This window comes from Aeromonas sp. MR16, assembly GCF_022549315.1.
GTDB lineage: Bacteria > Pseudomonadota > Gammaproteobacteria > Enterobacterales > Aeromonadaceae > Aeromonas > Aeromonas aquatica.
This window is the reverse complement of sequence record NZ_JAKZFK010000037.1, coordinates 1-12,457: the sequence shown is the minus strand read 5'-3', so window position 1 is coordinate 12,457 and position 12,457 is coordinate 1. Positions and strand designations below refer to the sequence as shown.

15 protein-coding genes and 1 pseudogene are annotated in these 12,457 nt (G+C 58.2%); 13 read left to right on the top strand and 3 right to left on the bottom strand.

Annotated elements, in window-relative coordinates:
* Positions 1 to 79: 79 nt before the first annotated feature.
* The 4 genes from rarD to MM194_RS19305 all read left to right on the top strand — a co-directional run bounded on the left by rarD (position 80) and on the right by MM194_RS19305 (position 3,960).
* Positions 80 to 976: an EamA family transporter RarD gene (gene rarD, locus MM194_RS19320; RefSeq protein WP_241344566.1), complete on the top strand. Its 897-nt coding sequence runs from the start codon at positions 80 to 82 to the stop codon at positions 974 to 976.
* A 53-nt stretch (positions 977 to 1,029) separates the two neighbouring features.
* Entirely contained in the window at positions 1,030 to 1,830 is an 801-nt protein-coding gene (locus MM194_RS19315; protein WP_241344564.1) for an AraC family transcriptional regulator, read from the top strand.
* Between the two features lie 280 nt (positions 1,831 to 2,110).
* A complete protein-coding gene (locus MM194_RS19310; RefSeq protein WP_241344563.1) occupies positions 2,111 to 2,752 on the top strand; it encodes a LysE family transporter in 642 nt (213 codons plus the stop codon).
* Between the two features lie 98 nt (positions 2,753 to 2,850).
* Complete coding sequence (locus tag MM194_RS19305; protein WP_241344561.1) at positions 2,851 to 3,960, top strand: YeeE/YedE thiosulfate transporter family protein; 1,110 nt, start codon at positions 2,851 to 2,853, stop codon at positions 3,958 to 3,960.
* An 83-nt stretch (positions 3,961 to 4,043) separates the two neighbouring features.
* Here the strand turns inward: MM194_RS19305 and MM194_RS19300 are convergent, their stop codons facing one another.
* On the bottom strand, positions 4,044 to 4,664 hold the full coding sequence (locus MM194_RS19300; RefSeq protein WP_241344559.1) for a LysE family translocator: 621 nt from the start codon (positions 4,662 to 4,664) through the stop codon (positions 4,044 to 4,046).
* Between the two features lie 98 nt (positions 4,665 to 4,762).
* On the opposite strand from MM194_RS19300, the gene MM194_RS19295 reads away from it, so the two are divergent.
* On the top strand, positions 4,763 to 5,659 hold the full coding sequence (locus tag MM194_RS19295) for a LysR family transcriptional regulator (protein WP_241344557.1): 897 nt from the start codon (positions 4,763 to 4,765) through the stop codon (positions 5,657 to 5,659).
* A gap of 4 nt (positions 5,660 to 5,663) precedes the next feature.
* On the opposite strand, the gene MM194_RS19290 is transcribed toward MM194_RS19295, so the two are convergent.
* Positions 5,664 to 6,332, bottom strand: coding sequence for a chromophore lyase CpcT/CpeT (locus tag MM194_RS19290; RefSeq protein WP_241344555.1), 669 nt, complete (start codon positions 6,330 to 6,332; stop codon positions 5,664 to 5,666).
* Between the two features lie 353 nt (positions 6,333 to 6,685).
* On the opposite strand from MM194_RS19290, the gene MM194_RS19285 reads away from it, so the two are divergent.
* On the top strand, positions 6,686 to 7,342 hold the full coding sequence (locus MM194_RS19285; RefSeq protein ID WP_241344553.1) for a VIT1/CCC1 transporter family protein: 657 nt from the start codon (positions 6,686 to 6,688) through the stop codon (positions 7,340 to 7,342).
* Between the two features lie 137 nt (positions 7,343 to 7,479).
* Entirely contained in the window at positions 7,480 to 7,929 is a 450-nt protein-coding gene (locus MM194_RS19280) for an SRPBCC family protein (protein ID WP_241344551.1), read from the top strand.
* 78 nt (positions 7,930 to 8,007) lie between these two features.
* Here the strand turns inward: MM194_RS19280 and MM194_RS19275 are convergent, their stop codons facing one another.
* Positions 8,008 to 8,508 carry a DUF1993 domain-containing protein gene (locus MM194_RS19275; RefSeq protein ID WP_241344549.1) on the bottom strand — a complete coding sequence of 167 codons (501 nt, stop codon included), beginning with the start codon at positions 8,506 to 8,508 and terminating at the stop codon, positions 8,008 to 8,010.
* A 269-nt stretch (positions 8,509 to 8,777) separates the two neighbouring features.
* Between MM194_RS19275 and MM194_RS19270 the strand changes: the two genes are divergently transcribed.
* The 6 genes and pseudogenes from MM194_RS19270 to MM194_RS19245 all read left to right on the top strand — a co-directional run.
* A complete protein-coding gene (locus MM194_RS19270) occupies positions 8,778 to 9,728 on the top strand; it encodes a transposase (protein WP_033131369.1) in 951 nt (316 codons plus the stop codon).
* Positions 9,729 to 9,884: 156 nt separating this feature from the next.
* Positions 9,885 to 10,133, top strand: a pseudogene (locus MM194_RS19265) (LysR substrate-binding domain-containing protein); the annotation flags it as partial.
* 128 nt (positions 10,134 to 10,261) lie between these two features.
* Complete coding sequence (locus MM194_RS19260) at positions 10,262 to 10,483, top strand: DUF2846 domain-containing protein (protein ID WP_241344547.1); 222 nt, start codon at positions 10,262 to 10,264, stop codon at positions 10,481 to 10,483.
* A 141-nt stretch (positions 10,484 to 10,624) separates the two neighbouring features.
* On the top strand, positions 10,625 to 11,605 hold the full coding sequence (locus tag MM194_RS19255) for a hypothetical protein (protein WP_241344545.1): 981 nt from the start codon (positions 10,625 to 10,627) through the stop codon (positions 11,603 to 11,605).
* Positions 11,606 to 11,704: 99 nt separating this feature from the next.
* A complete protein-coding gene (locus tag MM194_RS19250; protein ID WP_241344544.1) occupies positions 11,705 to 11,962 on the top strand; it encodes a hypothetical protein in 258 nt (85 codons plus the stop codon).
* Between the two features lie 213 nt (positions 11,963 to 12,175).
* Positions 12,176 to 12,457 (top strand): transposase (locus MM194_RS19245; RefSeq protein WP_241344542.1); only part of this gene is annotated, 282 nt, incomplete at its 3' end.

Sequence of the window (12,457 nt, the reverse complement as noted above, 5' to 3'; positions counted from 1 at the left end):
CTTCTTTCCCCCCAAAAGGATCGCTACACTGACTTTTTGCGATGTTTTCCAACATCCGCTCTCCAGTGAAGGTTTCCGCATGCAACAACAAGTCCAGCGCCAGGGCGTCATCTATGCCCTGTGCGCCTATACCCTTTGGGGTCTGGCCCCCATCTACTTCAAGACCATCTCCGCCGTGCCGGCCGCCGAGATCCTGACCCACCGCATGATCTGGTCCTGCGCCCTGCTGATGGTGATGACCCTGCTCGCCCGCCAGTGGCACAAGGTGCAGGCGATCCTGCGCCAGCCCAAGGTGCTGCTCACCCTGGCCTTCACCTCGGTCACCGTCGGCGGCAACTGGCTGCTTTTCATCTGGGCCATCAACAACGGCCACATGCTGGATGCCAGCCTCGGCTACTACATCAACCCGCTGTTCAACGTGCTGCTCGGCATGCTGTTCCTGAGTGAGCAGCTGCGCCGCCTGCAATGGTGGGCGGTGGGGCTGGCAGTGGTCGGCGTCGCGGTCCAGCTCATCGCCTTCGGCTCCCTGCCCTGGATAGCGCTGGTGCTGGCCTCGAGCTTCGCCATCTATGGCCTCATCCGCAAGAAGCTGGCCCTCGATGCCCTCACCGGCCTGCTGATCGAGACCCTGATCATGCTGCCGCCGGCGGCCATCTATCTGTGGGGCTTCGCCGACAGTCCCACCAGCCATCTGACGCAAAATGACTGGCACCTCAACCTGCTGCTGATCGCCGCCGGGGCCGTCACCACGGCGCCTCTGCTCTGCTTCACCGCAGCCGCCACCCGTCTCAAGCTCTCCACCCTGGGCTTCTTCCAGTACATAGGCCCCAGCCTGATGTTCATCCTGGCGGTGACCCTGTACGGCGAGGCGCTGGCGCTGGACAAGATGATCACCTTCGGCTGCATCTGGAGTGCCCTGGTGCTGTTCACCCTGGACGGGCTGCGCAGCGGTAAACGACGCCAGGGTGCGGCCTGAGGCGGCGCAATAATCTACAAGCCAGGAACCGGAATTTGGGGTATCTATAGGCCATGAGCGTCCCCCCATCCCACATCCATTACTGGCAACCCCGGCTGCTGCCGGGGGTTGAACTCTCTCACTCCCATCACAGGGAGTTCAGCTATGGCCGCCACGTGCACCTGGACTACCACATAGGTCTGGTGCAGCAGGGCGGCCAGAAGTTCATTCACAAGGGCAGCAGCCACAACCTGGTGCGCGGCCAGCTCTCCACCGTCAACCCGGACGAGATGCACGACGGCCTCAGCCTGCTGCCTGAAGGGTATGAGGTGCGGGTGTTCGCCATAGCCCCCGAGCAGCTGGCCCGCTGGCTGCCAGACAAGCCAGAGCCCTTCTTCGACAGGGGGTTGCAGAGCCGCCCCGATCTCTATCAGGGCTTCGCCCGGCTGCACATGTATCTGGATCAGCCCGAGCCCGACGCTCTGCTGGCGGAGAGCCAGCTCTTGGCCCTGCTCGGCGAGCTGCTGCACCTGGCACCGGAGCGCCATGCCCTGGCGGATCCCCAGATCAGGTTCCTGCGCGACTACCTGCTGGGACAGCTGGACGGGCACCACAGCCTGGAGGATCTCGCCGCCCTGTTCGGGCTGGATCGCTTCGCCTTCCTGCGCCAGTTCAAGAAGAAGACCGGTATGACCCCCTACGCCTGGCTCAAGCGGCTGCGTCTCGAACGCGGCAAGCTCCTGCTCGCCCGCGGCCTGCCGGTGAGCGAGGTGGCCCTCGCGGTCGGCTTCTTCGATCAGAGCCACTTCCACCACGGCTTTCGCCAAGCCTTCGGTCTCACACCGGCGGATTACCGTCAGCAGATGCGGCCTTAGAGACATCAGCCCCGCCGATGACCACCAGCAGATACTGCCCTTCCCCCGTCGACCCGGCTGACAGCTAGCCATCGCTCATAGTTTTCACACCATGCGCCGACCATTTTACGATATAAAACTCCAACAAAAACAAATAAAGCAACACCAAACACTGCGACAAGGTGCTATCTCTGACAGGCTAGTGCAGCCGAACATGGACAACCCGGGGTGCAATCTTTTACAAGCCAACCCCCGCCTCTATCCCTCATGCTGCAACCTCATCTTGTCATCGAGGTATCTCATGTTCACCAGCCTGTTCCTGACCATAGGTCTCATCCATCTGATCGCCCTGGCAAGCCCGGGCCCCGACTTCGCGCTGATCCTGCGCACCAGCCTGCATCGCCCCACGGCCCTCGGGGCGGCGCTCGGCATCGCGCTCGCCATCTTGTTGCACGCGACTTTAAGCCTCACCGGCATCAGCCTGCTGATCGCGAGCCAACCCTGGCTGTTCATGGTGGTGAAGATAGTGGGCGCCCTCTATCTGGGCTGGCTCGGTTGGGGGGCACTCAAGGGCGCCTGGCAGGGCGCTGCGGGGCAAGCTTTCAAGGCGGGCGGAGAGCGCCAGGGCTGGCGCAAGGGCATCAAGAGCGGGCTGGCCACCAATCTGCTCAATCCCAAGGCACTGCTGTTCTTCATGGGATTGCTGGCGGCCATGGTGACACCCCAGGTGGACGGCCTGACCCGTGGCCTGCTGATCCTGGAGCTGTTCCTGCTCTCCCTGGCCTGGTTCGGGCTGCTGGCCTGGAGCCTCTCCACCGCACGGGCCCAGCACCTGCTCGGCCGGGTGCAGCGCCCCCTCAACCTGGTCACCGGCCTGCTGTTCGGTGCCGTTAGCCTCTCCATCCTGGCCGAGTTGGCCGTCGAGGCGAGCGCCTATATCTGAGGCCCTGACCGCGATATTGCCCTGAGCGGGCTGGTGCCGGACTCATTGTGGGATTAGGATGCACGCCTTCACCACAATAACGTTATGGACGTATCGGCATGACTCGACAATGGTCGCTCCCCATCGTGGCACTCGCGGGGGGAGCTTTGTTCTGGCTCGGCAGCAACTTCGGCATGAAATGGGCCCTGATGGCCCTCATCGGATTCGGCTTCGGCTTCACCCTCTCCTTCAGCCGCTTCGGCATCGTGTTCGGTTGGCGCGAGATGCTGACCAAGCGCAACAGCTACTATGTGCGGATTCACCTGCTTACCATCGCCATCGAAATTCTGCTGTTCACCTGCTTCCTCTCCTTCACTCACGCCCTGTTTGGCGATGCCATGGTGGGTAACGTCATGGCCATCGGCGTGCCCTTCATCGTCGGCGCCTTCCTGTTCGGCATCGGCATGCAGCTGGCGGGGGTGTGCGCCACCGGTACCCTCTACTGCTGCGGCGAGGGGCAGCCCCGCTTCTGGCTGGTGCTGGTCTGCTACGGCATCGGCACCCTGATCAGCAACCAGTTCCGGCCCACCCTGGACGCCACCTTCTCCAGCCAGGTGGTATTGGCCAAGGATCTGACCGGCAATATCTGGAGCGGCATGCTGCTCAACCTGGCGCTGGTTGCCGTACTCTTCGCGCTGTTTCGCAGGAGTGAACTGAAGCGCACCGGTGAGCTCAAGCCGATCTTCAGCGGTGGCAATCTGTTCTGGCGCGATGGCCGCTTCACCGTGCTGACCGGCGGCATCCTCATCGCCCTGCTCAACTCCGCCGTGGTCGCCCTGCACGGCTCGGCCTGGACCATCACCGGCGCCGTCTATGACATGGCGCTGCGCGGCGCCTCTGTGTTCGGCCTGTTCGAGGGCAACCCCAAGCTGGCCCAGCCGCTGTTCATCAACCCCATGGTCGGCATGTTCTGGCTGGGGATCCTGGGGGCCATGCTCGCGCGCTGCATCAGCGGTGGCGGCAACTTCGCCCCGATGCGGCTCGGCAACAGCCTGGCATCCATCATCGGCGGCCTGCTGATGGGGATGGGGGCCATGTACAGCGCCTGCAACCTCGGCGGCTTCTTCGATGGCACCGCGTCCGGCAGCCTGCACGGCTGGGTCTGGATGCTGATGGCCCTCGGCGGCAGCCTGATCGGCATTCGCCTGCGGCCGTTGTTCAGGCTCTGATGCAAGCACGGGATGACGCCGGCACCCAGCGTCATCCCGTAATCTCTCGGTAGCAGGGTCTCCCTCCTGCCCTCCTTTTCCTCTTAGCCGATCGCCCTGATCAGCAGCAACAGGGCAAAGCCGGTAAACATCAGCGCCGACATCCGGTTGATCCCTCTGGCGAAGCGCTCGCCATAGCCCTGCAACCCCACCCAGCGAAACACCAGGCAGTAGCCACCGTGCACCACCAGCACCACGGCGCTGAAGGTCAGCGCCAGCAGCATGCACTGGCCAAGCGCCCCCTGGCGAAAGTCGATGAACTGGGGAAACAGGCTGGTGAAGAAGATGATCGCCTTGGGATTGAGCAGGCTGATGAGCGCCCCCTTGAGGAAGCTGCGACCGCAGTCCCGATCGCTCGTCGTGCTCACCAGCGGGCTCACCGCGCGCTGGCGCCAGGAGTTTATCCCGAGATAGAGCAGGTAGAGGGCGCCCCCCAGGGTGAGGATCTGCTGGCCCGCGGCCAGCCAGTGGGTAAACCAGAGCACCGCCAGCGAGGCCAGGGTCGCCACCAGCAGGATCCCCACCGCCACCCCGATGAAGCCGGCGATGGCATGGCGGGTCCCCCGGGTCAGGGTGTTGCCTATGGTGTAGATCACCGCCGGGCCGGGGCTGAGCACGGTGCCGACGGCGAGTAGCAGGTAGAGGGCGTAATAGTCGAGGCTCATGGGCACATTCCATCTTCGTTTGATGCCGCCCAGTATATTGACAGCCGCTCCGCCAGCCAGACATAGTGGCGCTCGGCTTTATAAACCAGGAGTTTAGAGTGGATCGCCTGACCGCCATCGAGATCTTCGTCGCAGTCGCCCGCGCGGGCAGCTTCAGTGCCGTGGCGGAGCGATTCGAGATGACGCCGGCCATGATCGGCAAATACATCAAGTGGCTGGAGACCCGTGTCGGCTCCCGCCTGCTCAACCGCAATACCCGCTGCCAAAGCCTGACCGAAGCGGGCAGAGAGTACCTCGGCGGCTGTCAGAACCTGCTGCAGCACTATCGGGAGCTGGAGCAGAACACCCTGGCCCACACCGGCCAGGCGGCGGGCAAGATCCGCATCAATGCCCCCATTACCTTCGGCAGCCATCGGCTGACGCCCTTGTTGTGCGACTTCATGGCGCGCTATCCGCAGATCCGCATCGAGCTGGATCTCTGCGATCGGCTGGTCGATGTGATTGGCGACGGCTTTGACCTCATCTTCCGAGTCGGCACCCCCAAGGATGCCGCCTACATAGCCCGTCCGCTGACCTGCTCGGCCTCGGTGTTCTGCGCCTCGCCGCACTATCTGCAACGGCACGGCACCCCGCAGGAACTCACTGATCTGGCTCGTCACCGCTGCCTGGGCTTCGCCCCCTGGCTGACGCAATCCAGCCTGGCGGAGGCGTTTCCCCTCGAGCACCTGCATCTGTGGGACAGCCAGTTCATCAGCAATAACGGCAGCGCCCTCAAGGTGGCCGCGCTGCATCACGCGGGCATAGTGCTGCAGCCGCGCGCCCTACTGATCGACGAGATCAAAAGTGGTGCCCTGCTGGAGATACTGCCAGATGCCCTGCCCGATCCACGCCCGGTCAACATGCTCTACCCGGCCAGAGAGCCGATGCCGCTGCGGCTACGGCTGCTGATCGACTACCTCAGCGACCACCGCCACGAGCTGGATCTGCCCGCCTGAGCGCTTATTCACCGCGCTGCTTCACCCTTCGCAGATAGACATAACCCTCGCCCGGGCTGCCCCAGCGCTGATGGGCATCGTTGTCATAGGCTCTGTCCAGCAGCCTGACGCTGTTGGGACCGATCCAGAGGTATTGCACCAGGGTGCTGGCGCCGCCGAAATTGGTGGCGCAGCTGCCGACCTTGCTGTGGCCCGCGTATTCCCCGGAGGGTTGGCGGCTCAGCCAGATCTCGCAACCCTCGCGCAGGGAGAGTTGTGGCGGGGTGAGGGAATCGAGCAACTCCGGTTTGCGCCAGGCGCCAGCGAAATCGATGGCTCTGGGCATGGTCAGCTCGGCCATCAGGATGCGGCCATCTGGCAGCGGGGAGAAACGGTAGATGCGTTGGCGAAACGGCCGCACCGCCCGCTCGGTCAGGAACTGTTCCGCATAGACCCAGCGAAAGCCGCCGTAGCCTGGCCAGATCTCCACCAGTCGCAGCTCGGCACTGGTGAAACGCTTGTCGTAGCTGGCCTGCTCCTGGCTGGAGAACTCGCCGGTGAACCAGGAAAGCAGCGGCTCCATGCTGGCCTGGCTCACGAAGGGGCTGGCCGGTGTGGCGAGCGGGGGAACGGGCGCCGCCCAGGTCAGACAGGCGTAAAACAACCCGAACAGGGCCGCCATCAGCTGTATCATCGAATCCTTCCGAGTCGCTTGCATGGCGGCGATTATATGAGCGAACGCCGACAATAACCTCTACCTTGATCAACTCCTTGCAGATCCATCGAAAAATCACTCGGTTAGCGAAGAAATCAGACGCAGATACAAGAGAGACCCAGCTCGCTCGACAAGCCCCTGCCTCCGCCCATTCAGGGGTCAACCGGATCACTTGGTTTCAATAGGCTATCGCGCTGCAGGCCCCTGTTTATCCGGGCTGCGGGTTTCTCGCCACCAAGCTGGATGGCTGCTTACTGGCGTGCGCGATCGCCTTGAACATGCCCGGAACTCGACCCATGATAATGTCATCAACATCATCTATGGGTCGCATCATGAACCAACCCCGTTTTTCCCCCATCGACCCCATCTCCCGCTACTCCGAGATCCTGTTCGGCCTGCTGATGGTGCTGACCTTCACCGGTTGCTTCAACGCCTTCGAGGCAGGACGGGCCGAGATCAAGGACCTGCTGATCGCCGGCATCGGCTGCAACATCGCCTGGGGCATGATCGACGCCATCGTCTACCTCATCACCACTCTGACCGAGCGGGCCCGCGCCCTGCGGCTGCTGCAACAGCTGCACAGCTTACCGCCGAGTGACAACCGGGGAATAGTGGCGCTGCGGGATGCCCTGCCCGACCCGCTGGCGACCATCTGCCGCGACGATGAGCTCGCTGACTGGCAATCGCGCCTGCGGCAACGCCCCGAGTTGAGCCAGAGCCGCATCTTCCGCTGGAACGATCTGCTCAACAGCCTGGGGGTCTTCCTGATGGTGTTCCTCTCCACCTTCCCCGTGTTGCTGCCCTTCATGTTCCTCCAGGATCCGGTGCCGGCCTTGCGCCTCTCCCACGCCATCGCCCTGTTGATGCTGATGCTGATCGGCCGTGGCCTGGCCCGCTACGCCGGCTCGCCGCGCCCCTGGCTGGTCGGCGTGCTCTTCGCCGCGGCGGGCGTCGCCATCGTGCTGGCCACCATAGCCCTCGGCGGCTGATGCGGCGAGATAGGTGACGAGCAGAGGGAGGCCAGCGCCTCCCTCTCTTTTTCCATTCGATCAGGGGGACGCTGCCGCCGATCGATCCCGGCATTGGCGACTATCCTTGGTCCGAAACCACTCAGGAGGAATCCATCATGACGACAGGAACAGTGCGGCTGCACAGGGTAGTCAAGGCGCCGCCGATGCGGGTCTATCGGGCCTTTATCGAGGCGGATGCGCTGGCCAAGTGGCTGCCACCCCATGGCTTCACCTGCAAGGTGGCGCATCTGGAGGCACGCGTCGGCGGTACCTTCCGCATGGCGTTCACCAACTTCGGCACCGGCCACTCCCACTCCTTCGGCGGCGAGTACCTCGAACTGGTGCCGGGGGAGCGCATTCGCTACACCGACAGTTTCGACGCCCCCGGCCTGCCGGGGGAGATGCGGGTGACCATTACCCTGACTCCGGTGCTGTGCGGCACCGATCTCGCCATCGAGCAGGCGGGGATCCCGGCGGTCATCCCGGTGGAGATGTGCTACCTCGGCTGGCAGGAGTCCCTGACCCAGCTGCTCGCCCTGGTGGAGCCCGAGATCCCGGACGAATAGCCCGCGTCCCTTCGTCAGCCAGGCCCCAAAAACAAAGAGCCTGCCGATTGGCAGGCTCTTTGTTTGAGGAACCCGGGCTTATCGCAGGTTCAGGCCACCCAGATAATCCCCCTTGCCGAGATTCACACCAGCCTGGCGCAGCAGCGCATAGGCCATGGTCAGGTGGAAATAGAAGTTCGGGATACCGTACTCATGAACACAAGTGTGACCGTCCATGCTCTTGCCACCGGCCCAGTAGGGGAAGTACTGGCCGCTCGCATACTGGCTGAAGTCGGCCTCCAGCTTGCTCTGCAGGAAGGCGATGCTGCGCTGGATGTGGGCGCGCAGATCCGCCATGGTCTTGGGATCGTCCCCCATGGCCGGCAACTCGCTGTGGCTGGCGGTGGCGATGACAGCGCGGGCGCTGTCACAGCAGATCAGCACCTGCTTGGAGAAGGGCAGCATGTCGACGATGAGGCGTTCATTGAAGAAGTTGTCCACGTTGAATTTCTTCGCCTCGGCATGGGCCTCGGCCTTGGCCAGACACTGGTCGAGGTTGGTCAGCATCTTGATAAACTGGGCGGCAATATCACGGTTCATGGTGCGTTCTCTAATCGGGTTGAAGGCGGATGTGCACGAGCGGCCCCCACTATAGCGCATCCGTTTTCCGGTTCGAGCCCATGGCGATAAAAAGCCCAGGGAGCGAGCATGATCCGCGACAGGTTATGGCGACCATTGCAGGGGCTGTAGGTTCGATTAGCGAAGCGTAATCGGACTGCATATTGGGACACCCACCTTTTTGACAGCCCACCTTTTTGACAGCGTCTTACCCCTGTTCTTGACTGAAGGAGTGATAGCAGGAGGTTGCCATGACCATTGCCCGTTCCCGTCAAATCAGTTTGCAAGATACGCCTTACTACCATGTGGTCAGTCGCTGCGTGCGGCGGGCCTTCTTGTGCGGTGAAGATACCCATTCCGGCCAGAGTTACGAGCACAGGCGCCAATGGGTGGTAGACAAGCTGGGACAGTTGTCACGGCTGTTTGCCATCGGCGTCTGCGCCTATGCGGTGATGAACAATCACTATCATCTGGTGCTCAAGGTTGAACTAGATATCGCCACCCGCTGGAGTGAGCAGGAAGTGGCCGAGCGTTGGGCGGCACTGTTTCAGTGGCCCCTGCTGGTGCGGCGCTGGTATCAAGGAGAATCCCTGATTGAACCGGAGCTGATGGTCGTACAACAGCTAATAGCCCAATGGCGTGAGCGGCTGCATTCCATCAGCTGGTTTGTTCGGTTGCTCAATGAAAACCTGGCCCGCCAGGCCAATCAGGAGGATGGTTGCAAGGGCCATTTCTGGGAAGGACGCTTCAAAAGTCAGGCCTTGCTCACCGAGTCAGCCCTGCTGGCCTGCATGGCCTACGTTGACCTCAATCCGATACGGGCAGCGATTGCCGACAGACCGGAAGAGAGTGATTACACGAGCATTAAACAGCGCCTCGCTGACCAAAAACCCGCAGCACCATTGCCACCTCTGTTGCTGCCGTTCTCCAGCAGAAGTGATTCAGATGGCCTGCCCTACCTCTTTACCGAGTATCTGACGCTGGTCGACTGGACAGGACGAGCCATCAGAACCGACAAACGGGGCCATATTTCGGCTCACCTTGCCCCCATCCTGCAACGACTTGGCCTTGATACCGCACAATGGTTGCGACAAGTGACGATGTTTCGGCGGCAAGGCATCAGAGCTGTGGGTGACAGGGCGCATTGCCAACTGTTCGCACAGCACTGCGGCCAACGGCGATGTCACCAGCCGCCCCTTTGAATCGCTAGTCCCGCTTCATATCACACCCCGGTATGTCGCCCCATGCCGAGCATGACATTGCTCCAATAAAACGCCAAAACAGCCCTTAGCCAGCCCTGATTCAGAAACGCTCTCGCTTTCCATCCGCCACAACATCGACAGCCAGCTCAACTACGACTCACTCAGAAAGGTGGGTGTCCAAGGTTTTTTGCCCTGAAACAGGCGGCGGTGCAGGGGCTTGGGGTCATACTGGTGCCCAAAGAGTTTGTGTCGAGCGAACTGGCGGACGGCACCCTGGTTAAACTCATCCCCGACTGGCAACCCGACCCCCACGCCCTGTTCGCCGTCTACCCCTTCCATAAGGAGCAGTCCCGCAACGTGCGGCTCTTTATCGAATTTATCGTCAAGGCGTTTCAGCTGAGGTGAGCCCGGCAGGCGGGAGCTTGGGGTTTTCGCCTCTCGGGCGAAACGCCGATAACCTACGGATCTGCCCCATGCCGGTTAATTGTCGGAATATTGAATCCCGTCACATCGGCATAAGCCTGAGCGGTTGCATGGCTATGAGGCCCCATGCGAACCTTTATTTGCCTTTCTTCCAACCAAAACAAAGGGCGCCGGGTAGCCGCATCTCTTACAAGTCGGAGAACGATGCCACCCTGACCCTCAGCACCGAGGCGGGTAAAAACTACTACGTCTGGCAGGAGGTCAAGATGGGCCTGCTGATGGCCCGCTCCAAACTGCGTCAGATCAGTGAAGAGGGGGTAAGCAAGGGGTGATGGAGAGCTAGTTGGTTAAGTGATCAGGTTTTTTTACCGAAAAACAAGGCATAGCCTGATCAGCTATGCCTCTATCAGAAAGATGGGTGTCCCAAACGTCCATTGAAGTAAGTTAAATCTATTTGTAAGGATTTTATAAAAATGGATCATGATAGAATTGAAGCCGTGCTTAAAAAGAATAGATATATAAACGCTAGCTTTACTGGACACTTTATTTCTTTGTGTAGCATATGGAATACACTTATAGCACCAATTATTATAGGCTTTGGCGTTTCTTATATTTTTGCATTTAAGGACAATCCATCTAACATACATGGTCTATTTTATGTAATTGCCATCATCGTGATGCTTATTCACATAATATTAGCTTTGGGATTTTATTATTTAGATAAACGAAGCGACACAAGCCAAGAACTCTCAGAGTTAGCAAAAAAATACAACCAAATATCTGATGATATGTCAATTATTCGTCAACGTCTACATTCATCAACAGAGCTAGCAACAACACAAAACTTGGTTATCTATCTCTCTACTCTAAAGGTAAACAGTCATATTAGAGATCTGATTCATGATGAGGAAACTGAAGAAACGCTTTCCATAGAGAGTATGGAAAATAGATTGCAAGATTTCTTCGACACCATTTTGAACTATCTATCCATACACAGGGAAGTACTTTTCAATTTCGTTAGCGAGTCACGCTACAATATAGCGCTATATATTTATGATCAGGAAAGCAAGGAGTTAGAAGTTGTATCTAGGCGTTGTGACGACAGAATTCATAGGAAAAATAGGCGCTGGAAACCAGGGTTTGGCCACGTAGGGCTAACATATATTCATAAAGAACTTAAAATATGTCCAGACATCACTAAAAGTAATGAGTTAAAAATATCAGACTCATCAGATAAGAAAAATTATTGCTCTTTTATTTCTGTACCAATAATTACCTATAATGAGGATAATGAGGATAATGAATGTTTAGGTGTTCTTGTCTTAACTAGTGCGATACCTGAGCAATTTTCATTAGGTAGGGATAAAAGCTTTTTACAAAATATCAGCTCACTTATGGCCATATACCTAGATGTTGCTATCAAAATATATAAGGATCACAACAACAAAAAATAATCAGAATCATACTAGACATTAATACCAAAAAGTGCTAAATAATATACAATATTATTCCAATCACGCCAGTGCAATGAAAGGAAGAAGAAGGAGCCCATTATGAGCACTCTTAAGAAAAGACAAGAGAAGCCCAATATTAATAGCTTTGGCTACGCAAAACTCCTTACCCCAAAGGGAAATGAAGTTGATGGGTATACTGTCTCTAATGATTTCGAAAAGGTTTTCTTTAAATATTCCTCTCAAGGCTTGGATACTCAAGCGGAAGAAATGATGAACGATTGGATAATTGATAAGGTTGTACAGGAAGAGGCTGCTATTTTTCAAGGAATATCCAGCCATCATAGAATTAAAATTTAATATTTTATTAATCCACAGGTCGATTGTACTATTCTAGTTATCACAAGATGCCGAACTTATCTTAAATCGGCATCTTGTTTATACTTTTTAGGAAGCAGGTTCGATCTGTAATTATTATCCTACTTACAACACATCTAACGCAGTGTGTAGTGGTCTAATCATCCCGGACACCATTTTAGGTGGTACAGTCGCCACCAAGATCAGAGGTGTTCAATGACAAGATTACGTCGCTCATTTACTGCCGAATTCAAACTCGAAGCCGCATCCCTGGTGCTCGACCAGGGATATTCTGTCCCCGAAGCCAGCCGTTCACTGGATGTTGGTGAAACCGTACTTCGCCGCTGGGTTCAGCAACTGCAATCCGAACTAACCGGCACCACCCCTATCAGCAAAGCACTGACTCCGGAACAGCAGAAAATCCAGGAGCTGGAAGCCCGCATCAACCGCCTCGAGCGCGAAAAGGACATTCTAAAAAAGGCTACGGCTCTCTTGATG

Bases quoted from the DNA above. Each gene is read 5' to 3' on its own strand.
- MM194_RS19305 (WP_241344561.1), top strand. From the start codon at position 2,851: ATGACTCGACAATGGTCGCTCCCCATCGTGGCACTCGCGGGGGGAGCT.
- MM194_RS19315 (WP_241344564.1), top strand. From the start codon at position 1,030: ATGAGCGTCCCCCCATCCCACATCCATTACTGGCAACCCCGGCTGCTG.
- MM194_RS19285 (WP_241344553.1), top strand. From the start codon at position 6,686: ATGAACCAACCCCGTTTTTCCCCCATCGACCCCATCTCCCGCTACTCC.
- rarD (WP_241344566.1), top strand. From the start codon at position 80: ATGCAACAACAAGTCCAGCGCCAGGGCGTCATCTATGCCCTGTGCGCC.
- MM194_RS19280 (WP_241344551.1), top strand. From the start codon at position 7,480: ATGACGACAGGAACAGTGCGGCTGCACAGGGTAGTCAAGGCGCCGCCG.
- MM194_RS19275 (WP_241344549.1), bottom strand. From the start codon at position 8,508: ATGAACCGTGATATTGCCGCCCAGTTTATCAAGATGCTGACCAACCTC.
- MM194_RS19250 (WP_241344544.1), top strand. From the start codon at position 11,705: ATGAGCACTCTTAAGAAAAGACAAGAGAAGCCCAATATTAATAGCTTT.
- MM194_RS19255 (WP_241344545.1), top strand. From the start codon at position 10,625: ATGGATCATGATAGAATTGAAGCCGTGCTTAAAAAGAATAGATATATA.
- MM194_RS19310 (WP_241344563.1), top strand. From the start codon at position 2,111: ATGTTCACCAGCCTGTTCCTGACCATAGGTCTCATCCATCTGATCGCC.
- MM194_RS19300 (WP_241344559.1), bottom strand. From the start codon at position 4,664: ATGAGCCTCGACTATTACGCCCTCTACCTGCTACTCGCCGTCGGCACC.
- MM194_RS19260 (WP_241344547.1), top strand. From the start codon at position 10,262: ATGGCTATGAGGCCCCATGCGAACCTTTATTTGCCTTTCTTCCAACCA.
- MM194_RS19270 (WP_033131369.1), top strand. From the start codon at position 8,778: ATGACCATTGCCCGTTCCCGTCAAATCAGTTTGCAAGATACGCCTTAC.
- MM194_RS19290 (WP_241344555.1), bottom strand. From the start codon at position 6,332: ATGATACAGCTGATGGCGGCCCTGTTCGGGTTGTTTTACGCCTGTCTG.